At 61.1% G+C, this 24,461-nt stretch carries 22 protein-coding genes; 8 read left to right on the top strand and 14 right to left on the bottom strand.

Annotation, left to right across the window (positions count from 1 at the left end):
• Nucleotides 1-29: 29 nt before the first annotated feature.
• Nucleotides 30-1,247 (bottom strand): UDP-N-acetylglucosamine 2-epimerase (non-hydrolyzing), encoded by a 1,218-nt coding sequence (wecB, locus tag ABEH28_RS21850; RefSeq protein WP_282371737.1) that lies wholly within the window; start codon nucleotides 1,245-1,247, stop codon nucleotides 30-32.
• A gap of 890 nt (nucleotides 1,248-2,137) precedes the next feature.
• Nucleotides 2,138-2,935, bottom strand: coding sequence for a hypothetical protein (locus tag ABEH28_RS21855; protein WP_192174072.1), 798 nt, complete (start codon nucleotides 2,933-2,935; stop codon nucleotides 2,138-2,140).
• A gap of 369 nt (nucleotides 2,936-3,304) precedes the next feature.
• On the opposite strand from ABEH28_RS21855, the gene ABEH28_RS21860 reads away from it, so the two are divergent.
• Nucleotides 3,305-3,928: a glutathione S-transferase gene (locus ABEH28_RS21860; protein WP_346631068.1), complete on the top strand. Its 624-nt coding sequence runs from the start codon at nucleotides 3,305-3,307 to the stop codon at nucleotides 3,926-3,928.
• Nucleotides 3,929-4,144: 216 nt separating this feature from the next.
• Here ABEH28_RS21860 and ABEH28_RS21865 read toward each other — a convergent pair whose 3' ends face one another.
• Together ABEH28_RS21865 and ABEH28_RS21870 are read right to left on the bottom strand one after the other, a co-directional pair.
• The gene (locus ABEH28_RS21865) at nucleotides 4,145-5,323 is read right to left on the bottom strand and encodes an MFS transporter (protein ID WP_346631069.1); all 1,179 of its coding nucleotides are present in this window, start codon (nucleotides 5,321-5,323) and stop codon (nucleotides 4,145-4,147) included.
• Nucleotides 5,324-5,369: 46 nt separating this feature from the next.
• Nucleotides 5,370-6,068 (bottom strand): haloacid dehalogenase type II, encoded by a 699-nt coding sequence (locus tag ABEH28_RS21870; protein ID WP_346631070.1) that lies wholly within the window; start codon nucleotides 6,066-6,068, stop codon nucleotides 5,370-5,372.
• 372 nt (nucleotides 6,069-6,440) lie between these two features.
• Here ABEH28_RS21870 and ABEH28_RS21875 point away from each other — a divergent pair, with 372 nt between their 5' ends.
• Nucleotides 6,441-6,704: a hypothetical protein gene (locus ABEH28_RS21875; RefSeq protein ID WP_346631071.1), complete on the top strand. Its 264-nt coding sequence runs from the start codon at nucleotides 6,441-6,443 to the stop codon at nucleotides 6,702-6,704.
• A 49-nt stretch (nucleotides 6,705-6,753) separates the two neighbouring features.
• Nucleotides 6,754-6,993, top strand: coding sequence for a hypothetical protein (locus tag ABEH28_RS21880; protein ID WP_346631072.1), 240 nt, complete (start codon nucleotides 6,754-6,756; stop codon nucleotides 6,991-6,993).
• Nucleotides 6,994-7,157: 164 nt separating this feature from the next.
• Here the strand turns inward: ABEH28_RS21880 and cysC are convergent, their stop codons facing one another.
• The 6 genes from cysC to ABEH28_RS21910 are packed head-to-tail and all read right to left on the bottom strand — an operon-like array spanning nucleotide 7,158 to nucleotide 12,476.
• Entirely contained in the window at nucleotides 7,158-7,760 is a 603-nt protein-coding gene (gene cysC / locus ABEH28_RS21885) for an adenylyl-sulfate kinase (protein ID WP_346631151.1), read from the bottom strand.
• Nucleotides 7,761-7,788: 28 nt separating this feature from the next.
• On the bottom strand, nucleotides 7,789-8,571 hold the full coding sequence (locus ABEH28_RS21890) for a class I SAM-dependent methyltransferase (RefSeq protein WP_346631073.1): 783 nt from the start codon (nucleotides 8,569-8,571) through the stop codon (nucleotides 7,789-7,791).
• Nucleotides 8,540-9,742, bottom strand: coding sequence for a hypothetical protein (locus ABEH28_RS21895; RefSeq protein WP_346631074.1), 1,203 nt, complete (start codon nucleotides 9,740-9,742; stop codon nucleotides 8,540-8,542). The genes ABEH28_RS21890 and ABEH28_RS21895 overlap by 32 nt, the downstream gene beginning before the upstream one ends.
• A 45-nt stretch (nucleotides 9,743-9,787) precedes the next feature.
• Entirely contained in the window at nucleotides 9,788-10,519 is a 732-nt protein-coding gene (locus ABEH28_RS21900) for an SDR family oxidoreductase (RefSeq protein ID WP_346631075.1), read from the bottom strand.
• Entirely contained in the window at nucleotides 10,516-11,253 is a 738-nt protein-coding gene (locus ABEH28_RS21905; RefSeq protein WP_346631076.1) for a sulfotransferase family protein, read from the bottom strand. Before ABEH28_RS21905 ends, ABEH28_RS21900 begins: the two co-directional genes overlap by 4 nt.
• Nucleotides 11,250-12,476, bottom strand: coding sequence for a transaldolase family protein (locus ABEH28_RS21910; protein WP_346631077.1), 1,227 nt, complete (start codon nucleotides 12,474-12,476; stop codon nucleotides 11,250-11,252). Before ABEH28_RS21910 ends, ABEH28_RS21905 begins: the two co-directional genes overlap by 4 nt.
• 406 nt (nucleotides 12,477-12,882) lie before the next feature.
• On the opposite strand from ABEH28_RS21910, the gene ABEH28_RS21915 reads away from it, so the two are divergent.
• Both ABEH28_RS21915 and ABEH28_RS21920 read left to right on the top strand, forming a co-directional pair.
• A complete protein-coding gene (locus ABEH28_RS21915; protein WP_346631078.1) occupies nucleotides 12,883-13,035 on the top strand; it encodes a hypothetical protein in 153 nt (50 codons plus the stop codon).
• A 2-nt stretch (nucleotides 13,036-13,037) separates the two neighbouring features.
• Nucleotides 13,038-13,580 carry a cytochrome b gene (locus ABEH28_RS21920; protein ID WP_192174085.1) on the top strand — a complete coding sequence of 181 codons (543 nt, stop codon included), beginning with the start codon at nucleotides 13,038-13,040 and terminating at the stop codon, nucleotides 13,578-13,580.
• A 32-nt stretch (nucleotides 13,581-13,612) separates the two neighbouring features.
• On the opposite strand, the gene ABEH28_RS21925 is transcribed toward ABEH28_RS21920, so the two are convergent.
• From ABEH28_RS21925 to ABEH28_RS21940, 4 genes are all read right to left on the bottom strand, one after another.
• A complete protein-coding gene (locus tag ABEH28_RS21925; RefSeq protein WP_346631079.1) occupies nucleotides 13,613-14,824 on the bottom strand; it encodes a cytochrome c biogenesis protein DipZ in 1,212 nt (403 codons plus the stop codon).
• A 237-nt stretch (nucleotides 14,825-15,061) separates the two neighbouring features.
• Entirely contained in the window at nucleotides 15,062-16,177 is a 1,116-nt protein-coding gene (locus tag ABEH28_RS21930; protein ID WP_244656017.1) for an HlyD family secretion protein, read from the bottom strand.
• 119 nt (nucleotides 16,178-16,296) lie between these two features.
• A complete protein-coding gene (locus ABEH28_RS21935; RefSeq protein ID WP_346631080.1) occupies nucleotides 16,297-17,976 on the bottom strand; it encodes an MFS transporter in 1,680 nt (559 codons plus the stop codon).
• 94 nt (nucleotides 17,977-18,070) lie between these two features.
• Entirely contained in the window at nucleotides 18,071-19,243 is a 1,173-nt protein-coding gene (locus tag ABEH28_RS21940; protein ID WP_282371709.1) for an XdhC/CoxI family protein, read from the bottom strand.
• 459 nt (nucleotides 19,244-19,702) lie between these two features.
• Between ABEH28_RS21940 and egtB the strand changes: the two genes are divergently transcribed.
• The 3 genes from egtB (at nucleotide 19,703) to ABEH28_RS21955 (ending at nucleotide 24,461) form a co-directional block, all read left to right on the top strand.
• Nucleotides 19,703-21,850 carry an ergothioneine biosynthesis protein EgtB gene (egtB, locus tag ABEH28_RS21945; protein ID WP_346631081.1) on the top strand — a complete coding sequence of 716 codons (2,148 nt, stop codon included), beginning with the start codon at nucleotides 19,703-19,705 and terminating at the stop codon, nucleotides 21,848-21,850.
• Nucleotides 21,851-22,208: 358 nt separating this feature from the next.
• The gene (locus tag ABEH28_RS21950; protein ID WP_192174091.1) at nucleotides 22,209-23,306 is read left to right on the top strand and encodes an enoyl-CoA hydratase/isomerase family protein; all 1,098 of its coding nucleotides are present in this window, start codon (nucleotides 22,209-22,211) and stop codon (nucleotides 23,304-23,306) included.
• 3 nt (nucleotides 23,307-23,309) lie between these two features.
• The gene (locus tag ABEH28_RS21955; RefSeq protein WP_346631082.1) at nucleotides 23,310-24,461 is read left to right on the top strand and encodes an acyl-CoA dehydrogenase family protein; all 1,152 of its coding nucleotides are present in this window, start codon (nucleotides 23,310-23,312) and stop codon (nucleotides 24,459-24,461) included.

Raw genomic sequence — 24,461 nt, forward strand, 5'->3', positions numbered from 1 at the left:
TGATAGAGGGGCGGTCGTTCGATCGGTCGTTATTGGTACGTGGAAGCCGGACGGTCGCTGTCCGGTGTCGGGGCGCGTTGCCCATGCTCAAGGTATTTGGGCACGTGCAGCTGGCCGACCACGAAGTCGTTGACCGGGCGGCCCATCAAGGCATCGACGATGCGCGAACTGGCCTTGCCGTCGCCATAGGGGTTGGCCGCCTGGGACGCGCGTCGCCACAGCAGGTCATCGTCAAACAGCGCGTTGACGCCGCTGATGATCGAGTCCGGTGACGTCCCGACCAGCCGCACGGTGCCGGCGGCAACGGCTTCGGGCCGCTCGGTCACCTCGCGCATGACCAGTACCGGTTTGCCCAGGCTCGGCGCTTCTTCCTGCACGCCGCCGGAATCGGTAAGGATCACGTGGGCGCGCTGCATCAGGCGCACGAACGCCAGGTAATCCAGCGGTTCGATCAGGTGCACATTGGCCAGGTCGCCCAAGTGCTCGGTGACCGGGCCCAGGACGTTGGGATTCAAGTGCACCGGGTAAACGATCTGGATATCGCTGCGCTTGGCCAGTTGACGCAAGGCTTTGCAGATGTCCAGGAAGCCGTCACCGAAGTTTTCCCGACGATGGCCGGTCACCAGCAAGACTCTGCGGTCGCCCCGCAGGAACGAGAATTGCTGATCCAGCCGGGTACGCAGTTCAGCGTTTTCCTCAATGCGTCGAGCGGTCAACTGCAGGGCATCGATGACCGTGTTGCCGGTCACGAACGAACGCCCTTGCAAGCGCTCGCCCAGCAGATTGCGGCGCGACTCATCGGTCGGGGCGAACAGCAGGTCGGCACTCAAATCGATGCAGCGGCGGTTCATTTCTTCAGGCCACGGGCTGTAGATGTCACCAGTGCGAAGGCCGGCTTCGACATGACCCACAGGGATGCGGCGATGGAAGGCACACATCGACGCCACCATGGCGGACGTGGTGTCGCCATGCACCAGCACACGGTCGGGCCGGGTGATTTCCAGCACCGGATCAATCGCTCCGTACAGCGCGGCGGTCAGCGAGTTGAGGGTCTGATGCGGCGTCATCACATCCAGCGTGAAATCGGCTTTCAGATCGAACAGCTCCAGCACCTGCTTGAGCATGCTCTGGTGTTGGCCGGTGATGCAGATCTGCGAGTGAATACCCGGCTCTGCAGCCAGCGCTTTCACCAACGGCGCCATCTTGATGGCTTCCGGACGTGTACCGAAAATCGACAGGATTTTAATCCCGGAATGACTACGAGCGATGATGCCCTCCTCACACGGCTTGTCCGCGCCTTCTCGATGCTCCAGGCGTGATCGCCTCTTGAGCAAACAGAGATATTGAGTTTATGGGGCCGGGGACTTAATCAGAATGGAGGCTTGATATTTCACTTCGTGTGAGATGGCGCATTGCCTTGCTTCCCGGAGCAGGCCGGATTATTAACATTAATATCGATGACTGCAAAGGCAGATATGCAAAATGAATGTTTAATTCGCCAGTGTGAAACTTTCGAAGTAATGGACAGTCACTTAGGGGTTTTGTTTTAGTTGAGAAGGGTAACTTACGAAGCAACTAAACAGGCGTTTGCGCCAGTGTTTCCGGGGAAACGAGCATTAACACGCGCCGCTCGTCTGCAAAATTGGATCTTTTCTTATATACCGTTGTCGCGCCGAAAGCTATACCAGGGTTTGCATAGAGACAGTTAATCCAATGCACTTTGCATAGTCACCCTAATGGCGCCTGTATATTGTCGAAACCGATAGCGAGAGTGTCTGACAATACATGTCGAGTTGCAAGCCCGTTATGTATCGGAAAGGAAATATATGAGGTCGCCGCGCGGTGGCTTTCATGCAGCGCAAGGCATCTTCGCTGTACTTACCTGTTCAGCGTGATGCCTTCGGGGGGGGGGAAATTCGCTTCGAATGGTCAGGGTCAGGGTCGGTGTGCATTAAACCGTGCCTCGCCTCGATCTCGCGCTACCTTGTCGCCCGCCAACAGGCCACCCTGGAAGCCCACGTCGGGCGCAAAGGGGAAAGGGGAAAGGGGAAGGAAACATCCACAGCCGACGCGCGCCAACCTGACTGCCGCTCCTGCCAGGCATGCCTCCCAGAAAGAAGCATGCGGCAAGAATCGTTTAGAGCGTGCCCGCTACGGTGCGCACCTCTTCTGGTGCAGCTTTGGTTTCTGACAAGGCGCCGGCATAGGCGCCAGCCGCCATGGCTACCGGATTGCCGCCCCCGCCGATCAGGCCTTTGGCCCCACCTTCGGCGATATGCAAACCGCCTTCGACACCGCCTTTGAGTATCCCGCCAACACTGCCATCAGACTCACCGATGCCTGTCGCCACGCCACTCAAACCGGGGACCATCCACATTGCCTTGCCCACTTCGCCAGCGGCGGAAGCCAGGCCGTTCTTGTCAGCACCTTTCTCGTCCACATGGGCATCCCTGGTCTGACTCCGGGCCGAATCGCCGGCGGAATGCGCACTCGCCCCGCCGCCGAACGGCTGCAGCAGCGCCCCGATTAACTTATCAAGCAGCTCCATCAAGGGAGAAGACGGCTTCGACGCCTCACCGCTGTTGCTCAGCCCCTGACTTTGCTCAGCCAGCGACTTGTTTTGCATAACGGCCGGCCCGCCATTCCCGGCAGGGCTGCCATAGTTGACCGCGCCCGTGGCGGACTGCGTGGCGTACTGCGAATTCTGTGTGCTCTGATCAGCCCGATAAATCGCTGAGCCGCCGCTGGCCAGAGCCCCGGTGCCTTGAGCCACGTTGCTGAAGTTGCCGGTGGCTCGGCTGCCGCCGTTGCCGGAATCAGTGGGGGTGTTCGACGGCTTTGCAGCATCAGGGGTTGGTTTGCCGTCGGGCCTGGAGGCATGGGGAGTGATATCAGGTGTCTTGGGCGGCGAGGCGCCGAGTCCGGGTAATTTCACGTTTTTTCTCCAAACTGAAAGGTCGGTTGGCAGTGCCCCAAGCCCACTCATGACCGCTTGCACAGGTGCAGGCGTGCTGGATGTTGTAACGGGGCGATCGCTGTGAGGTTCGCGTGGTGAGTGGGTAGCCCTTGTGTGGCGCGGGAGGGCAGATCGGTTCCGCGTAAAGAAATGGGGCCGAAGGATGCTTATCTTTGCGGTGCATGCGGATACATCCGCAAACGAATGTTCTTCCCGTCGCGCGCTTCCGCGAGAGCGCTACTGCAAACGATGACCGAAAGAGAACGGCCATAAGCGTTCAACAAAATGCCCCTTGACCCATGCACCATCGCCATAGACGATTTCCCATCTCAAGACGAGGACTAAGACATGGTGCGGATTCTGGGCAGAGCGACTTCGATCAACGTGCGAAAGGTTTTGTGGGCCTGTACAGAGATCAACATCCCTTTCGAGCGTGAAGACTGGGGCGCAGGTTTCAAACCCACCAGCTCGCCCGAATTCCTTGCATTGAATCCCAATGCCATGGTCCCGGTCATCCAGGATGATGGTTTCACTTTGTGGGAATCCAACGCCATCATTCGCTACCTTGCCACGCGCTATGAGGCGTGGGGGCTGTATCCCACCGAAGCGAGAATAAGGGCAAGAATCGACCAATGGACCGATTGGCAAGCCTCAGACCTCAACCGGTCCTGGAGCTACGCATTCATGTCGTTAGTCAGGTATTCGCCTGCCCATCAAGATCCTGCCGCGCTTGCCGCCGGGTGCGCGGATTGGGCCCGGCACATGCAAATACTGGAGCGCCAGTTGGCTTCGACGGGCGCATATGTCGCCGGTGACAGGTTTTCGCTGGCTGACATACCGATTGGTCTCTCGGTCAATCGATGGTTTGAAACCCCGATGGAACATCCTGAATTGCCAGCGGTGAGGGATTATTATGAGAGGCTCAACGAGCGCGTCGGCTTTCGTTTGCATGGCAGAAATGGGGAGCCCTAGGGTCGATATTAAAAGGGGTACCCGTAAGGAGCGCCTGTTGCAGCTTTCGGCCCAGAGTGTGTAAAAAAGTACTGTCGGCGCATAGCGCCGACGGTTGTTAGCTAAGTAGGTTCGCGGCAAGCCCTTCTGCGTATGCGTCTGCTCAACACGTCTTGCTTAATGATCAGCGTTTGCCTGGGAGCAAGAAGTCTAGTTCGTAGATACACCGCCCCGCGCTCAAGAACGAAACCTCGCCCCCGAAATTCCATGCAGCAAAACCCCAGAAGCCACAAACGCCAACGAAGCGACCACCACATTCGCAAAATACCCGGCGCTCAAGCCATACAGCCAGGCGCTCAACAACCCACCCAGCGTGCCCCCCGTTTGATACACCGCATTGAGCGATGAATTAATACTTCCTCTTCGCGACGCTTCAACCAGCCGCATGGCATCGCCCAGTATCAGCGCCAGCATCAGGTCTCGTCCGAACGCGAAGGCCATGTAGGCCGCGCCTTGTGCAAACGGCGAGCCTTCGCCCCATGGGATCACCTGAATCACCGCCGCGATCGCTACCGAGGCGACGGCGCACAAACGCAACGGACTGTTGAATCGGCTGGCAAGCCTCGCGGAAAGCATCGCGCCGAAGAGTCCGCCGACCTCGCCAATGAAGATGACCGAGCCGACGGTATCGACGCTGAATGATGAAAGCCCGTGTTGCACGAGCCAGCTCGGGTAAAGCCCCAGAAAGACGTACACGCCAATCGACCAGCAAAAGTACGCCGCCATCAACGGGCGGGTTCCGGGGCTGGCCGACAGCGACGTCAATCGCTCCTTGTACATGGCCCGGCTAATTGTGGAGGAGGACAACGAGGCTGAAGGCGGTGCCGGGAAGGTGAGCGCCAGACCGGCAAGAGCGGCGCAGACAACCGCCAGGCCGATGACCGTGACTTGCCACGACAGCAGCCCTCCCACAACGACGCCCATGGAGAGTGAGCACAGAAAGGCAATCGGCGCTGCGGTGGTGACATACCCGGCCGCTCTGGCGCGCTTGGCCTCGGGGACATAGTCCGCCAGGGCGGCAAAAATGGATGCGCCGATCATCGGCATGAACAGGCCTGTCGCCGCACGGCTCAGCACGATCATCGAAGCACTGTGGGATGCGGCGGTGAGCAGCAGCGTGAGGCAGCAAGCCACGCCCCCCACGATGATGAACAGCTTCCTGCCGAGGCGATCAATCAGCGGGCCAAGCGCCAGGTTACTGATCAGCGCCACCACTGGAAAAGCAGCCAAAATCCACCCGGACTCGCTGGGAGAAAGGTGCAAATCACGCTGAATGAAAGGCAGCAGCGGAATCATCATCACTACGTTGAAGTTGATGATGAAAAACGCTATCCAGAGGATTCCGGTAACCAGCACGTGAGCCCCCCTTATAAGCGTGGTGTCCGACAGTCGAGCCGGCGTGTCAGGACGGCATCAGCAACTGCGGCAGTCCGGAAAGGTCCTTCAATACGGCGTCAGGTTTCCAGGCGGGATCGAGGGGTTCGCCCTCTCGATCAATCCAGACGCACCGGATTCCCAGTTCCTGGCAGACTTTCAAGTCACTGAACTGGCCCATGGCGACATGGATCGTCTCCTCTTTTGTAACACCCATCGTGGCGTAAGCGTGGCGGAAAAGCGCGTGATCAGGCTTGTACGCCCTCGCCTGCTGGGCCGTGATGACGAAATCGATTGGCGTACCGATTGCCGTTATGGTGTCGGCGATAAGCTCATCCGAGGTGTTGCTGATGACGGCAATCCGGTAATGCTGGCGCAGCCGGGCAAGGGCTTCGGGTACGTCAGGGTGGGGCTCGATCCTCCTCAGGGTCGCGAGCAATGTTTCCAGATCTGCCGCCGTGGCGTCATGACCGGTTTCACGCAACGCCTGGTTCAGGCTCGCATCGAGTACCGTTTCGTACTCAAGGAAAGGCGATTGTTGCTGATGCTCCATCGCTACCTCACGCAGGCGAGCCGCGAAACTTGCGATGCTTTCCTTCGAGGCCTTAACCGTCAGATGCCGCTCAAGGATGGAGGCAGCCGCTCGCCGTACGGCGTCATGCCATTGAACAAGGGTGCCATAGCAGTCAAAAGTGATGACTTTGATGCGGGAATCAAGCTCAAGCATGGACGTGTTCTCCGAGGCTGCGCAGTGAGATCGCGTGCTGATCAGGAATGTACGGGTACGCGCTTAAACTCAGTAGTCAGCATGCTTGAAGAGTTGCGCGGGAATGCGCGTCTGATCGGTCGAGCGCAGTCGGTTTCTTCGAACCACCACGTGGTTGCGCTAAACCCAAGCACATTCCCGCCATGACCGATCACAGGAATGCTTGAAGGTGAGAATGTGCGGTCATTGTTCGGGTCTTTTTTTTAGTAGATTCCAACCGAAGAGGCCCCGCCACCGATGAGGTCGCCAAACCCCTTTCATCTTGCTGGACTTTGTCTACGCTGAAAAGCGATGGGGTCATGAGGACCTCGACGTTCGCTCAGGAGTATTACCATGCACAAGCTCGTTTCGTCTGCGCTCATCACTGCGCTGATGACTGCGTCCGTTGTTCCTTTGGCCCTCGCCGAAGACGACGTGGCAAAAGGCATTCGTCATGACAACCGTGAGCTGGATAACGGCATCGATCATGATGCCAAAGAAGCCGACAAAGGCGTCAAGCGTGACGCCAGCGAGGTGGATAAAGGCGTTAAACATGACGACGAGGAGCGTCATAAAGCGGATAAGCATCTGGATAAAGAAGCCAAGAAGCATCTTTGATTACGCCAATTTCCGCTTATTAAAGGCTGTTATTTGAAAGGAGTGGTCAATGCGTTTTCTTTCTTTATCTCTGCTTGCAGCACTTATCGTCGCAGGACCTGCGTTTGCCAAGGATGATCACCACGAGTGCGAAGCGGCACTCGAAAAGCTGAAGGCAGCGACGGAGGCTGACTTCACCTCGTCAGGTCACCATGAGCATCAACAGGCCAAAGCAGCCCATGAATCGGGCGACTTCAAGAAATGCGCCGACCAGGCGAACAAGGCGTTGTCCCACATCAAGGAGAAGTAACTGCGCGCTCAGCGGCTATGGGAGCGGCTCGTCTCAAGAAGGCCCCACCGGATGAATACGTTGATTTAGTGGGGCCGCCTTCAGCCGGGGGAGATCGATCTGGGCGAGGGGAATCACGGACTCGCACGGCGGGGGTGTTGGATCGCAACCCATGCGGCCATCGCCTACCCCCGCGCCAACAACCAGTCATCAATCATCCTCACCGCCCGCCCCACCTCAACCTGATCACTGCGAATATGCAGTTCCGGAAACACCGGCGGTTCATACGCCGAATCCACGCCGGTAAACCCCGGAATCCCCCCAGCCCGGGCCCTGCGGTACAACCCCTTCGGATCCCGCGCTTCAGCCACCGCCAGTGGCACGTCCACAAACACCTCCACAAACCGCGCATCGCCAACAATCGAGCGGGCCAACTTCCGAGCCGAGCGGGTCGGCGAAATCAACGCCACCATCACCGTCAACCCCGCTTCAACCATCAACGCCGCGACTTCCGCCACCCGCCGCACATTTTCCTCACGATCCTCCGCAGAAAAACTCAAGTCGCGGCACAGACCGGTGCGCAGGGAGTCGCCGTCCATAATGCAGGTCGTCAACCCGCGTGCGCGCAGCACCGGGTTGAGGCTGTCGACGATGGTGGATTTGCCCGCCGCCGACAGGCCGGTCAACCAGATGACCCGGGGTCTGGCGACGCACGTGGGCGGAATGATCTGAGTGAACGGATACGGCACCAGGTTGTGGTGCTGCGTCAGGCCAGGGGTATGGCTGATCATGACAATGCTCCTCCTTGAGTCAGGGTCAGGCGTGGGCCTGGTGGATAATGAAGTCCACGTTCATGACGTCGTAGATCGGTTTGAAATCGCCGTACGCATGGGGGGCGCGGAAGCCGGCCGCGCGCAGTTCGTCCTGCAACTGGCGCGGACGAATCGGGCACACCCGCAGCCGATACTGCGCCCCGTCGGCAAAGCGGTAGACGAACTCGCACACCGACTCGTCCAGCTCGCCGAGGCTGACGCTGGAGGTGTCGCCGCAGTAGTAATAGCGCCCCGATGACCTGAAGCGGCCGGCGAGGATGGCTTCGAAATTGCGCTGATCGATCAGCAGCAGTCCACCGGGTTTGAGCATCTGCCGAAACCTTTTCAGCACGGCGATGCGAGCCTCGCGGTCGAACACGTGGCACAGCGAACTGCCGAGGCACAGCACCGCGTCGAACTTCCCCAGTACGCGGGCATCCAGCGCTTGCCAGTCGCAACGATGGACCGGCACGTCGACGCCCAGCCGATCGAAGTTGCGTCGGGCCCGCTGCACCATGGTCGGGCTCCCGTCAGAGGCGGTGACGTCGAAGCCGGCCTTGTGCAACTGCGCCGCATGAAAGCCGCTGCCCGTCGCGGCATCCAGCACACGCCAGCCCCCCGTCCGGCGCAGCAGATCATAAAAGAACGACCCCTCGCCGGCCGCGCGTTTGTCCCAGTCGATCAATTCATCCCAGCGCTCGACGAAGTCCACGGCGTATTGCCCGGCATAGTCGTGATCGGCGACGGCCAGTCGGTCAGCAGGCGAAAGCGCGATGACCGGCGGCATGGGCGGCGACTCCTGTGTGATGACCGCTGTTGTGCTGAGCGCCCTCGGCATACGCCAGGTATTTGCTACCCAGTTCCTCCGCCCAGGCGGCGGCGTCGCAGACGCGCATCTCGGCCATGGCGAAATTCAGCTCACGCTGCATGACCTGCATCTGTGCCTCACCGAACACCGCCGTGCCGTCGGCGCGAATCAGTTTGATGCCGTCCAGCCGCTGCCCCGCTTCGTTGACCTTGATCGCCTCTTCCCGGGTCACGCCGTACGGCAGGTCGAGCAGCACCTTGCCCATGCCGACCTTGACCGGATAACCGCCGGGCAACCCCTGAGGGCCTGGACCGTGGACCCGCACCTCATGCTCGGCGTGGAGATTTTCCAGCACCGTCACGGCCGACACGGCAGTGAGATATTGCCCGTCAACGCCGCCCAATCGGCTGAATTCACGGGCGACGCAACCGAAAATAGCCTCCGCCGTGTGTTCGTCGGTGCGCTCTTCGCCATCAATCCAGTACGTCAGGTTGAAGCTGGCTTCGAGCCGTTGCGGCGGCAGACCATGGCGGGGGACGCTGTGGCTGAAATAGTGGTGGCCAACGAGTTTGGCGCAGACCTGCGTTGGCAGGCAGCCGGACAGATGCGCTACGGCGCTGCGGGTGGCCGGAATCAGGTTGGCGATATTGCCGATGCCGATGTCCGGCGCCATGCCGACCTTGTAAAGAATCGGATTGACTGCATCGGGGAACGCCGCGTTGACCACCAGACTTTTCGGACAGGACTGTTTGACGGCTCGCATCAGCGCGTAGGCCGGCGCCAGGTGCATCGGCAGCCAGGGCCCGAGCTGCGCCTGATCAAGAGCAGCAAAGCGTTCGGCCGGCAGTTGCGTGATCACCCGCCAGGATTGCAGCGAGGCACAGTTGAGAATGATGTCTGGCCGGATCTGTAACAGCGTTTCCGCATTGCGGCTGATGCACGATTCGCGCAGGTCCATCTGATGGCTGTGAATCTGGACCGTGACGTTCTGTTGCAGCGCGGCCAGTCGGATCAGATTGCACATCCGCGTGGCCTTTTCGAGATCGCGACTGGCGACGTGGAATTCAAATTGATTGCGCGGGGCCAGGATCTGCAGGATTTGCAGGCACAGGTTGCCGCCGCCAACGATGAGCAGTTTTTTGCGGTGCATGGTGTTCTCCCTGAAAGACGTGAGGGACGGTGGTGTTCCCGATCACTAGCGCGGGTAAGCGCCGTTATCCACTGCGATGACTTTTCCGGTCAGGTGGCGGCTCTGTTCCGACAGCAGAAACAGAATGACGTCGGCGACGCCGTCTGGCTGGATGGGCTCCTTGATGATTTCCTGTCGCTCGTACTCCCTGCGGCGGGGATCGGGAATACGATCATGGATCGAGGTGTCTCGAATCAGCCCCGGGGACACGGCGTTCACCCTGATCCGGGGAGCGAAGTTCCAGGCGTTGGATTTGGTCAGGCCGATCACGCCCGCCTTGGTCGCGCCGTACCACGCATCCATGCTCCCGACCTCCCCTGCCACCGATGTGATGTTGACGATGCTGCGCGAGTAGCCCGCCGCCGACTCCCGCCGCGCGAAGTCCTTGGACAGGCACCCCAGCGACTTGAGGTTGACGGCCCAGATCTCGTCCACTTCCGAGTCGCTGTAGTCGTAGACACTTTTGCCGTGATAGATCCCGGCGTTGTTGACCAAGGCATACAGCGCCCGGTGTTTGTGAAGGTCGTACAGGTTGCCGATAAACGACTGATAGACGTGCGCCTGGGAGAAATCCGCCAGGTGGGTTTCGAATCGGTGCAGCGGCAGGCTTGCCTGAAGCGACTGCAGGCCCAGCCGGTCAATGTCCGCTGCGATGACGTAATAGCCGGCTTTGACGCAGGCTATGGTGGTGGCCTTGCCGATGCCATTGGCGGCGCCGGTGATGACGATTTTTTTCATGGCTGTCCCTGCTCGGTGAACTGATTCATACGCTCGTAGAAAGGTCGATGCAGCTGGTAATACGTCATGAGGTGGGGATTGGCGTGCAGAGGACGCTCATCGAAATCAGCACTGCCGGGCATGATCCTGGTGCTGTTCTCGGCCTCCTTGTGCCAGCTGCGCCAGGCCTTCCATTGCTCGGGGCACGTTGCACTCCAGCTCAATGCCTCGGGCATGAAATCCAGTTGCAGGTGGTCGCAAAGCCTGCGCACGGTGCGCTCCGGGTGGCTTGCCAGGTCCTCGGCGTTGATCACACAGGGGGTGTGGCCGGTCAGCCGCCTGACCTCGCGGAAGATTTCGTACAGCGCTTGATGACCGATCGCGTGCGCCGGCATCTGCGGGAAGATGGCGTGATGGGACAGAATCGCCCGGGCCGGATCGCGAATGATGAAGACGTTCTGTTGCTCCGTTAGAAACTCGGCGTCGGCCTTCAACCGGTCGAGGCAGTGATAGGCCATGTCTTTATGGAAAACATGGGCGCGCTGGCGGGTGTCACGCAACAGCGCCTTGATCGACTCGTAGTCACGGGGCATCCCGCAGTTGAGGTCCCCATGGGGAATGGCTGATTGTTCGTCGTACGCCATGTGCGAAAACGGCTCGTGGAAAACCTCGAAATCACCGCGCTCGATGAACACCCTTTCCAGCGCCGTCGATCGCGAGCGCGGATGGGCCCAGAGGCCAATCATCCGGTTCATGCCCGCCCCTCCACGGTCGCTGGACGACGCGCAATGCGAGGCGTGACACCTGGCGGATCCAGGGTGTCGTTGATGAAACCCCGCAGGCGCTGCACGCCCAGGCGTACGTCATTGCCTGCAGTCAGGAACGCCGGATGACGGGCGTATTCGTCCGGGGTGAGGCCGCGTTCAAAGTACGCCTGGTTGAAATACGGAATGGCCAGGAGACGATCAAGGACTTTGCCGGGAATCTGCACCCATTCCGTCGCCGGGGCGATGCTGTGCCCGGCCTGCTGACGGCGCACGAGGAACTCGATGAGTTGGGGTGTCAGCGTGTACAGCGTGGTGTCGGCCCCGGTGCGCTGCAGGTGCCAACAATGCTCGCGCCCACGCGCATCGGTGTCGACCCTAATGCTGCACAACAACAGTTGCGCTGGTGTCTCGCGCCGCCGCATCAGGGCCTGCATCGCCTGATACACCGCCAGCTCGGCCCAGCGTTTATCCGTGCGGCTGAGGTGGATACGACTGCCCCGCGCTTGCCGCTCGAATTCCGCTTCCGCACCCAGCCGACCGATCATGAAGCTGACCACGTAACGCGCCCGCTCCGTGCTCACCCCGTTGACGAGCGCCCGCTGACGCCCGGCGTGAATGGCCTTGAGGCAGGCATCCAGCTGGGAAACGGTAAAACAGAAGGTATTGTTGATCGAGCAACCCCGCGCCACCAATTGTTCGATGGCGCGATAGCCTTGGGCGCTGCCCGGGATCTTGATCATGATGTTCGGCGCCAGCGCCGCCAGCTCAAGGCCGCGGACAACCAGCGCGTCCTGATTCATCCAGTGCCCGCCCTCGATTTGCGCCGACAGCCAGCCGTATCGGGCTCTTGAACGCTTGAACAGCGGCAGCAACGGTTGGGCGCTGTCGATGACCACCTGGTCGTAGAGCTGTCGCAGCCGAGCGTCTGCCGACATCGAAGGGGGCAGGGTGTGGAGAAAATCACGGTAATGAGCTGCATTGCTCATGACCGCCTGACTGATCAGCGTCGGGTTGGTGGTGGCCCCGCTGACGCCGGCATCCGAACTATCCGGTTCATCGGGCAATAATCCGGTAATAAAATTGTGCGTATCCGGATAAGCCCACAGCAACTTCTTCACGCAGCCTTTATATACAGTCGGCGACGAATCAAACCAGACTTGCGCATCGGAGTTATGACGTTTTAAAAGGTGAACGAAGCCTGAAACATCCATGAAGATGCCCTTCCCTTTTCGATAGATTCACGAACGTCGAGGCCCCGGTTGAATATGGGCAAAATGCCAGCTTTTTCAAGCTGATAGTCAGGGGGCTGAGCCGTCGAGGCATTAAGATGGATCCAAGCGGCAGACCTGTCAAACGGAATTCAACGGAATTCAACGGAATTTTAATGCCAAATCAGAATAGGTGCAGGCGTTGTTTATTTCTAATATGAATATGAAGGGATATTTAAAATTCTTCCACTATTTGAAGTTACTCAAACGAATGACATTAAAAATGAAGTACAGGAACATGTGCAGAATAGTATCGAGCGGAAATAAGCAAAATGTATATCGGCGCCACAATCTCTAAATTAGTTAGTCATACCATTCAAGTTAGTTAGACATTCGGAAGGAGGAGTTAATGGGACGGGCAGGTTTCAAGGGCAAGGGGGTGAGGCCCCAGGCGCCGTTCGAATTGCACGTTCTCCTCGACGGCCGCCAGACGTTGGGTTATGAAAGCGCTGCGGCAGTGACTGCGCCGCGCCAGATCAAAAAAACAGACCAAGAGACCTGACCGTGAGCAAACCTTCCGATACCGAACGCTACAGCTACAAAGCCCGCTGGTTTCACTGGGTGATGGCGATCCTGATTGTGCTCGCCTACGCGCTGATCCTGAGCCGTACCCAACTGGCCCGTGGCAGTGACGCGCGAACCTTCGTCGTGCAAACGCATTTCTGGGTCGGCATCGTCGTGCTGGTCATGGCGTTTTTCCGCATCGCCGAGCGCCACCGCCATACGCCGCCGGGCATCACCCCGCCCCTGGAGGGCGTATTGCGTCTGGCGGCTACGTTGTCCCATTACGCGCTGTACGCTTTCCTGTTCGCGCAACCCCTGCTGGGTCTGTTCACCGTGCTGCTGGAACGCGGCGCCCTGCCCATCCCCCTGACCTCCCTGAGCATTCCGGCGCCGTTCGACATGTCCAAGGACACCGCCGAAACACTGGAGCATTACCACATCCTGCTGGGCACGATTTTTTACTACGTCATCGGCCTGCACGTGGTCGCGGCGATTTGGCACCACTTCGTGCGCAAGGACAACACTGTCAAACGCATGGTGTAAGCGCGACCTTTCATTCGTCAGCGCCTCTCGCTTCAGCCCTTTGCGTGGGCCTCGTCGAGCAGCTGGCGAATGACTTGCTCCTGGGTGTCGTAGGCGCCTTCGCCAAAGTGGGTGTAGCGGATCTGCCCCTCGGCGTCGATGAGGTAATGCGCAGGCCAGTACTGATTGTCGAAAGCGCGCCAGATGGCGTAGTCGTTGTCGATGGCGATCGGGTAATTCAGGCCCAGCCTGGCGACATGCTTGCGCACGTTGTCGATGAGCCGTTCGTACGGGTATTCGGGCGTGTGCACGCCGATGACCATCAGGCCGTCCTTTTCGTACTTCTTTGCCCATTCGTTGACGTAAGGAACGCTGTGCTGGCAGTTGATGCAGTCAAAGGTCCAGAAGTCGACCAGCACAACCTTGCCGCGCAGGGATGCCTCACTCAGCGGCGGCGAGTTAAGCCACGCGGTAGCGCCGGACAACGAAGGCATCGCGCCCTGGCTGCTGACGTCCGGTGCCGCTGCAGCTTTGACGCTGGAGACGACGTAATCGATGACTTTGGGCACGCCGCTGAGCAGGCCCTTTTCCACCGCTGCTGCGCCCTCGGATGAGGTGCCGGCAAGCAGTTGATTTTGCGAGCCAGTGGCAATGGTCACGGCCACCAGCAACGCAGCGAAGCCAGCGCCACGCCGCAGCCAGGCAGTGACCGGCAGCGACAGTCTCAGCCGCGCGAGCAACCCGCGTCCGGCGAAGATCAGCACCCCCAACGACACCGCACTGCCTAGCCCGTACGCCAGCAGCAACAGGCTGGTCTGCGCACTGGGCCCTTGCAGCATGGCCCCGGTGAGGATGATCCCCAGAATGGGCCCGGCGCACGGCGCCCACAGCAGCCCGGTGGCAACGCCGATCAGTAATGAGGCAGACGGACCGGACAAGCGCCGCGTCGCCGGGTCGAGCCGATTACCGAGCGACACCAGCGGCAGCATCAGCCAGTGGCCCACGCGGGCGGAAAGCAGCGACAGGGCAAACAGCGTGAGGATCACCAGCGCGATATTGCGGCCGATACCGTTTGCCGCCACGACCCAGTCACTGCTGACCACCGCCAGACTTGAGACCAGCGCAAACGTCAGCGTCAGCCCCAACAGGGTCATCAGTACCGAACCCGCCGTCCGATCGGCCCGGGCAAACAGAAAGGGTACGACTGGCAGGATGCAGGGGCTGAGCACCGTGACGATGCCGCCGAGAAAGGCGATCAGAAACATGGCCGGCCACTCACATCGCTGATAAGCGTGGCGGACAGAAAGGCGGAGGTAAGTTTCTTCCAGTTCATGGCGGGCTCCGGGCACTGGGCACGTTGGATGTAAGGGCGGCCGAGGCGTGTTGCCTCGGAGCCGCCATTCAACGTCCGGGAGGTGTCGCCGGTGTGTCCGGGAAATCAGTGAATGAATCAGCACGTATCTGCCGTGGAGCGGGATACACGGCGATACAGGCGGGCCGATTCAGCGGCCGTTCACCGAATCCACCTTGCCATCCACGGGGTCCGGCGGCACGGCGCCGTCCTGACTGGTGTCGATGCTGACCACCACCGACATCCCCGGGCGCAGGCGGTCCACGTCATGCTGATCGTCGTCGATGGTGATGCGCACCGGAATGCGCTGGGCGATCTTGACGAAGTTGCCGGTAGCGTTGTCGGCAGGCAGCAGGCTGAACTCGGACCCCGCTGCGGGGGAAATGCGCTGCACCCGGCCGCGCATCTTCAGATTTTCCAGGGCATCGACGGTGAAACTCACCGGCTGACCCAGACGCACGTTGGCCATCTGGGTCTCCTTCATGTTGGCGATAATCCAGCGCGGGCGCGGCACCAGCGCCATCAACTGCGCGCCGGAATTGACGTACGCCCCCAGGCGCACCCCGATCTGCCCCAGCTGACCGTCCCGCGGCGCAGTGATGCGCGTGTTGGTCAGGTCAATGCGCGCCAGCTCGATGGCAGCTTCGGCATTCTTCACCGACGCTTCCAGCGAGCCGCGATTGACGATCACGGTTTGCAGGTCCTGACGGGAAATCTCCAGCGCCGCCTTGGCTTCGGCCAATGCCGCTTTTGCCTGCGCATCCGCGGCGCGGGTCACGTCAAATTCGCTTTTCGACACCGAGCCATCGGTCACCAGTGCCTGACCGCGGCGAAGGTCGGCAGCGGCCTTGTCACTCTGCGCCTGGGCATTCGCGATAGCGGCCTGACGTTGGGCAATGGTGGCCTCGGCGCTGCGCCGCTGTTGCAGATTATTGGCCAGCGCGGCCTGCTGAACGCCCAACTGAGCAATGCCCTGATCCAGGTGCTGCTGATAAATCCGGTCGTCGATGCGCACCAGCAGATCGCCCTGCTTGACCCACTGGAAATCCTGCACCGGCACTTCGTAGACGTAGCCGCTCAGTTGCGGGCCGATGATCGTGGTCTGCCCGCGAATCAGGGCATTCTCGGTGCTTTCGATCGGGCTGCTGAACGGAGGCAGCTGCCACGCGTACAGCACGACCAGCACACCCGCCAGGGCAATGCCGCCGAACAGAATCGCCGACACCAGGCGTATGCGCGCCGAACGCGGTTGCGTGGTGGCCGGCATGACCGCCGGCGCGGGCGCTGCGGAAGTTGCCTGTGACGGGGCGGCGTTGGGCGCCGCATTGCCAGAAGGGCCGCCTGAAGCGCTGTTTGGAGGGGTGCCAGAAGGTTTGCCAGGTTCTGTCATGAAGGTTGAGCGCCAGAAGGTGTAAAGGGAGATGCCGAAGGTGTGGCCGGCGTAAACGGCGCGACCGGCTCGGTGGTGATCCACAGCCAGGTGGCGCGGCTGGTGATCCAGATCATGGTCAGCACCGCGATGACTGCGATCAGCATAAATACGTCGTTGTAGGCCAGGGTATTGGCCTCACGGGTGGCGGCGGTTGCCAGCGAGCGAATGCCCAGGCTGGTACGCGCGGCCGGGTCGGCGATGGCCGAAATATACGCACCGCTCGCGCTTTGCAGGCGCGATTGCACCTGAGCGTCGATCAGCGTGACGTGCTCGACAATGTGCGCCGAGTGGAATTTCTCGCGCCAGACCTGAAAGGTGCCCAGCAGCGCCGAGCCGATCAGGCTGCCGACGTTCTGGGTAATCCCGAACATCACCGAAAAACTGACCATGTTGCGCGGGTTGCTGATCACCCCGCTGATGCCCAGCACCAGGGTCGGACCGAGGAAGAAGGTGCCGCCGAACGCCAGCAAAAACTGGCTGAAATACATCTGCGGTTCACGGGTCAGGCTGGTGGAGAAGCTGTCCATGCTCGAACCGATCGCCATCAGCGCCAGGGAAATGATCAGCGGCTTGAACAGGTGCTGCGGATCAATCGTCAGCGCGCTGACCGCAAGGCCGGCGACGCTGCCCAACAGCATGAACAGGTACAGCGTGTGCAGCTGCTCGGTGCCCTGATTCATCCCCTGAAGAAAACCGACCGCGCCGGTGGATTGCTCCGACAGCACGATCCGCGTCAGCAGCACGCCGAAGGCGAAGCGGATCATCCGGCCACTGCCCAGCCAGCGGGTGATCAACAACGGTCGGGTGCGATTGTGCTCGATACACAGCCCGGCAAGGATCAGCACGATGGACGACGCCAGGGCGATGCCGATCCAGGGCTCTTCAAGCCACCATTCAATCCGCCCCAGCGACAACGCCGCACAGAGCGCAGCGAAGCCTGAAGCGAGCAAGGCGAAGGTCAGGAAGTCGAGTTTCTCGAAGGCTTTGAAGCGGTCGCCTGGGGGCAGTTTCAGAATCAGCACGCAACCCAGGGACAGCAGGCACATGCCCAGTTCGAACAGGTAAAGCCCGCGCCATTCGGCAATCTGCAGCAGGTCTTCGGAAACCAGTCGCGCCAGCGGCGTGGCCAGTCGAGCGGTGCCGAGGCCCAGCACCAGGGCTTTCATGCGCCACTTCTGCGGGAAGGCCTGAATCATGTAGTACAGGCCCAGCGAACTCAGTGCCGCGCCGACCATGCCGTGGGCAGCGCGAACGGCGATGGCCGATTCGATGTCGTTGACGAACAGGTGCGCGAAGGTGACCAGCGCGTACAGCACCAGAAATACTTCGGTGAACGCGCGCAGACCAAACTGCTGGCGAAACTTCACCAGCAGCAGGTTCATCGACACATTGGTCATGACATACGCGGCGGGCAGCCAGGCGATCTCGGCCTGGGTGGCGCCCAGCGAGCCTTGCAGGTATTGAAGGTTGGCGACCACCAGCGCGTTGCCCAGCCCGCCGGTCAACGCCACGATCACCCCGACGATGGCATAGGCCCAGCGCTTGGGCGTCGCGTGCAAGGGCGTCGACGGCGAGCCCGGCAACGTCGGTCGCTCGTGGGGAGCCCAGTCGTGGGGTCTGTACTTGTCGTTCATTGAGCGGACCTGATGAATGCCGTGCCGAGCCACTGAAAAGCGATGGGGCCAGCCGCTATGAAAGCGGCCGCCTGTGAAGGCTAGCTGATCATGCTCAGCTAATCATTCTCAGCTCCCGCGCCTGCTCCAGTGTGACATCCACCGCATGAATGCTCGCCTGCCGGTGCTTGAGCATCCCGCCGCTGCGGCCGTTGAACACCGCGTTGATCTCGGCGAGGATCGACAACGCCACGCTGTGGGGCGCGTCACCGCCCAGGTCCAGCCCGACCGGGTAATGCAGGCTGGCCTGAGCAGCGGCTTCACGGGCCTGATCCGGCAGCTCGTCGAGCAAACGTTCGGTGCGGCTGCGTGGTCCGAGCTGGCCAATGTAGCGCGGCGTCGATTGCAGCACCTGCCCCAGCCAGTGGCGGTCCTGGCTCAGGCTGTGGGTCATCACCACCACGGCAGCGTCGGCGACCATCGCGTGCAATTCGGGCATTGGCTGCAGCGGCGCCGACAGCACCTGATCGGCCTCCGGAAAACGCTGGGGACGGGCGAAATGCGAGCGCGCATCGATCACCGTGATGTGCCAGCCCTGCAGCCGCGCCATGCTGACCAAGGGCATCGCGTCATGCCCGGCACCGAAGATCACAAGCCGGCGCGGCGCTGCGATGTACTCCAACAGCACCTCAACGGCGCCGTCCGCGCTGTCGTAGGTACGGGTGGCGGAGCGGCGGGCAGCGAGCACCGTTTTCAGGTCCTCGGCCACCGCCGTCGCCAGCCAGCGCTCACGCATGTCGATTTGCACCTGCCCGGATGAACGAATCGCCACCCGCTCGCCCAGCGCCGTATGACGTTCGCTTTGTGTGCCAATCACCGTCGCCAGCGCAGCGCCAACACCGCTGGCCTTGACCTCGCGCAACACGTCCGCCACCAGACTTGCCGCCTGGGGATCTATCCGTTCGAAGAGGATGTGCACCGTGCCGTTGCAACCCAGGCCAAAGCTGAGCTCGGCGTCTTCGAGTTCGTCGTCGTCCTCGCCGGTGCTGTACGTGCGCAGGGACGGCTTGCCATTGGCGGTCAGCCACCAGGCCTTTTTGCTGACGTCGCTTTCGAGGCAGCCGCCGCTGACGGTGCCGGTCGCCTCGCCCATCGGCGCGATCACCATCCGCGCACCCGGGCGTCGGTAAGCCGAACCCTCGACCTTGACCACCGTGGCGATCACCACTTCCTGCTGCCCGGTCTGCGCTTCATCAAGCGCCCCCAGCAGACTGGATAGATCATTCATGCGCGTCCCCAAAAACCGGTTCATTCATCTGGCGTGATTCATTTGTCACCTGACACATACCCTGAAAAGCCACTGCCATCCGTGACGCAAGTGCTGTTGTGCAGACTGTGAGTCGCCGCGCAGGTTCAGCTTTTGCCCGCGAAACACGTGTTGTGCGCCGTGCACTTGCAGCGAATGGCCAGCAGGTTACCGCAGACGGCGCGCAGATTGGCCATCGGTCACCGACTGCGCGAATCAGCCCGTGCCGGGACTACACTCGGTGCGTGCCGTTAAATCCATGCAAAACGCTGATGATCCAAGGCATCAACGTACTCGTGGGAAGTGGCCGTCCTTCATTTGGATATTTCGGTTGAACATTCCGCACAACGCACGCCTCAAACCCTGAATCGCCGTACCGCCTGGCTGCGTGGAATCACTCCACCGGGTCCACCGGGCATCGGCTACGCCGGAGAGCACCTGATGACGCGCCAATTACGCCAGCTTCGCGAAACATCCTCCACCCACACCCTGTGCCAGCGCTTTCAGAGCGTGCGCGACCGTACCGAATTTCTGGTCGAGCCCTTGAGCGCCGAGGACATGGTGGTGCAGTCGATGCCCGATGCCAGCCCGGCCAAATGGCACATGGCGCACACCACATGGTTCTTCGAAACCTTTCTGCTGGCGCCGAACCTGCCGGCCTACGAAGCGTTCGATCCGACGTTCGGCTACCTGTTCAACTCTTATTACGAAGCTGTTGGCCCGCGTCATCCGCGTCCGCAGCGCGGCCTGATGACCCGGCCGAGCGTCGATCAGGTCCTGGCCTATCGCAGGCACGTCGACGAAAACATGACGACGCTGCTGATGACGCCGCTCAGCGACGAAATGACCAGCCTGATCGAACTCGGCCTGGCCCACGAAGAGCAGCATCAGGAACTGCTGTTGATGGACATCCTTCATCTGTTCAGCCTGTCGTCGCTGAAACCGGCCTACAGCCCGCGCTGGCCGAAAGACCTGTCGGGCCGTCGTGGTCATTTCAAGCCGCTGAGCGCCGGCCTGACCGAAATCGGCCACGACGGTGACGGCTTTTCGTTCGACAACGAAGGCCCTCGCCACACCACCTATCTGCAGTCCTTCGAAATCAGCGACCGGCTGGTGACCAACGGCGAGTGGTTGAGCTTCATTGCCGACGGCGGCTATCACACCGCAGCCTTGTGGCTGTCCGAAGGCTGGACCCTGGTGCAGGAAAACGGCTGGAATTCACCCATGTACTGGCAGCACGACGAGAACGGCTGGAAGCGCATGAGCCTGCGCGGCCTTGAGTCGATCGACCCTTCGGCGCCGGTCACGCACATCAGTTATTACGAAGCCGCCGCGTTTGCGCTATGGGCCGATGCGCGCCTGCCCACCGAAGCCGAATGGGAAGCCGCCGCCCGCGCCGGTTTGCTGGAGCAAGTGGACGACGTCGCCTGGCAGTGGACGCAAAGTGCCTACAGCGCCTACCCCGGCTTCAAGCCCTCAGTGGGCGCAGTCGGTGAGTACAACGGCAAGTTCATGGTCAATCAGATGGTCCTGCGCGGCGGTGCCAGCGTCACATCGCCCGATCATTGCCGCCTGACCTACCGCAACTTCTTCCACGCCGACAAACGCTGGATGGTCTCGGGCCTGCGCCTGGCCCGTGATAGCCGTCAACCCGGCGTGGTTGACCCGAACGACAGCGAATTCGCCCGCGATGTGGTGGCCGGTCTCGGCGCCCCGCAGAAAACACTGTCGCCCAAGTATTTCTATGACGCAGCGGGTTCCGACCTGTTCGAAGCCATCTGCGAAACGCCTGAGTACTACCCGACGCGCGCCGAAACCGGGTTGCTGAAACGCATCGCCGGCGAGATCGCTGCGACCATTCCGGCGGGCGCAACACTGGTGGAATTTGGCAGTGGCGCCAGCGAGAAGACCCGTCTGGTGCTGGATGCCGCGCCGCACATCGCGGTGTACGTGCCGATCGACATCAGTGCGACAGCACTGAACAAGGCCGCGCGGTCATTGCGCCAGCGTTACCCGGCGCTGATCGTCGCGCCACAAGTCGACGACTTCACCCGGGTGCTCACCCTGCCTGAAGAAGCCGACGGCCACACCCGCGTGGGTTTCTTTCCGGGTTCCACCATCGGCAACTTCAGCCACGAGCAGGCCGTTGATTTCCTCCACAGCGCCCACGATGTGCTGGGGGAAAACGCCCACTTCATCGTCGGTGTCGATCTGGTCAAGGATGAGCAGACGCTGGTGGCCGCGTACGACGACGCCGACGGCGTGACCGCGCAGTTCAACAAGAACCTGCTGACCCGCATCAATCGCGAGCTGCACGCCGACTTCGACGTGTCTGCCTTCGATCACCTGGCCGTTTGGAACGCGGAACAGGCCTGCATGGAAATGCACCTGGTCAGCCGCAAACAGCAGAGCGTCACCGTTGCTGGCCACACCTTCCGCTTCGCCGCCGGGGAACGCCTGCACACCGAGAACTCCCACAAGTTCACGGTTGAATCGTTCACCGAACTGGCCGCGCGTGCGGGCTGGACCGTCAGCGAATGCTGGATCAGCGACACCCCACAAACGGCGTTGTTCAGCTTGCAGGCGTGACAGGGGGCAACGGAAATCCTCCAACTTCCAGGATTTCCCAATGTGGCTCGGCTACCACAGATGGCGCAGCAGACGCGGACCCTGTGGGAGTGAGCTTGCTCACGAAGGCGGCATCTCAGGCGCTAAAGATATATCGGGTGTAAGGGCCTCTTCGCGAGCAAGCTCGCTCCTACAAGTCGGTGGTCAGCCAGCGATGGCGTTGTTCAGCTTGCAGGCGTGACAGCGCTGATGTGCTCATCCCTGCCGGAAACTTCATTGTCATTTGCAAAATGGCGCTGGTAGCATCCGTTAGCACCCTCACGGACCCCGGCGGTACAGCCGGGGATTGAGTACAACAATAATCAACAGGGAGTCAGCGATGACGGCTCAGGTCATACCTGCCGAATACGCGGCGCAGCAATCCGCCTGCGCGAGCGTTCTGTCCGACGTACGCAATCACATTGGTCACCTCACCCTCAACCGCCCCCAGGGCCTCAATGCCATCGACCTGCACATGGTCCGGCAGCTGCAGTACCAGCTCGACGCCTGGGCAAAGGATGACAACGTTTACGCCGTGGTCCTGCGCGGTGCCGGCGAAAAGGCGTTCTGCGCCGGCGGCGACATCCGCTCGCTGTACGACAGCTTTCAGGCCGGCCGAACCGAGCACCTGGATTTCTTCGTCGAAGAATACGCGCTGGACCTCACCCTTCATCATTACCGCAAACCCGTCGTCGCCTTGATGGACGGCTTCGTGCTCGGCGGTGGAATGGGCCTGGCCCAGGGCGCGGACCTTCGCGTGGTCACTGAGCGCAGCCGTCTGGCGATGCCGGAAGTGGCGATCGGTTATTTCCCTGACGTGGGCGGCAGCTACTTTCTGCCCCGTGTGCCCGGCGAGTTGGGGATTTATCTGGGCGTTACCGGCGTGCAGATCCAGGCCGCCGATGCGCTGTATTGCGGGATGGCGGACTGGTACCTCAACAGCGAACGCCTCAATGACCTCGATCTGCAGCTCAATAACCTGAAGTGGAGCCTGACCCCGCTCAAGGACTTGCAGGGCGCGCTGGCGAAACTCGGCGTGCAGCACTTGCCTGCGCCGCCGCTGGCAAAACTGCGCCCGGCCATCGATCATTTCTTCGGCCTGCCGGACGTCCCGAGCATCATCGAACAATTGCTGGAAGTCAGCGTCTACGACACCCATGCCTGGGCCCTCGACACGGCGCATCTGATGCAAACCCGTTCACCGCTGGCGATGGCGGTCACCCTGGAGCTGCTGCGCCGCGGCCGGCATCTGCCGCTGGAGCGTTGTTTCGCCCTGGAGCTGCATCTGGACCGCCAGTGGTTTGAACGGGGTGACTTGATCGAAGGCGTGCGTGCCTTGATCGTCGACAAAGACAAGAAACCGCACTGGAGCCCTTCCAGCGTGCAGGCATTGGATGCCGAGCACGTGGCAAGCTTCTTCAGCGGTCATGAGGGGTGACCTATGCAAGATCTTGAACTGACCGAAGAGCAAGTGATGATCCGCGACATGGCGCGGGACTTCGCGCGCAATGAAATCGCGCCCCATGCCCAAGCCTGGGAACAAGCCGGCTGGATCGACGACGCGCTGGTGGCGAAGATGGGCGAACTGGGCCTGCTCGGGATGGTCGTCCCGGATGAATGGGGCGGCAGCTACATCGACTACGTCGCCTACGCGCTGGCGGTCGAAGAAATCTCCGCCGCCGACGGCGCCACCGGTACGCTGATGAGCGTGCACAGTTCAGTGGGCTGCGGGCCGGTGCTCAACTACGGCAGCGACGGGCAGAAACAACAGTGGCTGGAAAAGCTCGCCAGCGGAAAGGCCATCGGCTGCTTCTGCCTGACCGAACCCCAGGCCGGCTCCGAAGCCCACAACCTGCGCACCCGTGCCGAATTGAAAGACGGCGAATGGGTGCTCAACGGCGCCAAGCAGTTCGTCAGCAACGGCAAGCGCGCGCAGCTGGCGATTGTCTTCGCCGTCACCGATCCGGAGCTGGGCAAGCGCGGCCTGTCAGCGTTTCTGGTGCCCACCGACAACCCCGGTTATCGCGTCGACCGTATGGAACACAAGATGGGCATCCGCGCCTCCGACACCTGCGCCGTGACCCTGAGCGATTGCCGGATTCCGGCGGAAAACCTGTTGGGTGAACGGGGCAAAGGACTGTCCATCGCCCTTTCAAACCTGGAAGGCGGACGCATCGGCATCGCTGCCCAGGCCCTGGGCATCGCTCGCGCGGCATTTGAGGCGGCACTGGGTTACGCCCGTGACCGCGTGCAGTTCGAAAAGCCGATCATCGAGCACCAGAGCATCGCCAATCTGCTGGCCGACATGCACACCCGCATCAATGCTTCTCGCCTCTTGGTCCTGCACGCCGCGCGGTTGAGAACGGCCGGCAAACCCTGTCTGTCCGAAGCGTCCCAGGCCAAGCTGTTCGCCTCGGAAATGGCCGAGTGGGTCTGCTCCAAAGCGATACAAATCCACGGCGGCTATGGCTATCTGGAGGATTATCCGGTGGAGAAATACTACCGGGACGCGCGGATCACCCAAATCTACGAAGGCTCCAGCGAAATCCAGCGTTTGCTGATCGCCCGCGAGCTGCGGCACTACGCGCTGTAA

The sequence above is a fragment of the Pseudomonas sp. Ps21-P2 genome (assembly GCF_039672565.1).
GTDB lineage: Bacteria > Pseudomonadota > Gammaproteobacteria > Pseudomonadales > Pseudomonadaceae > Aquipseudomonas.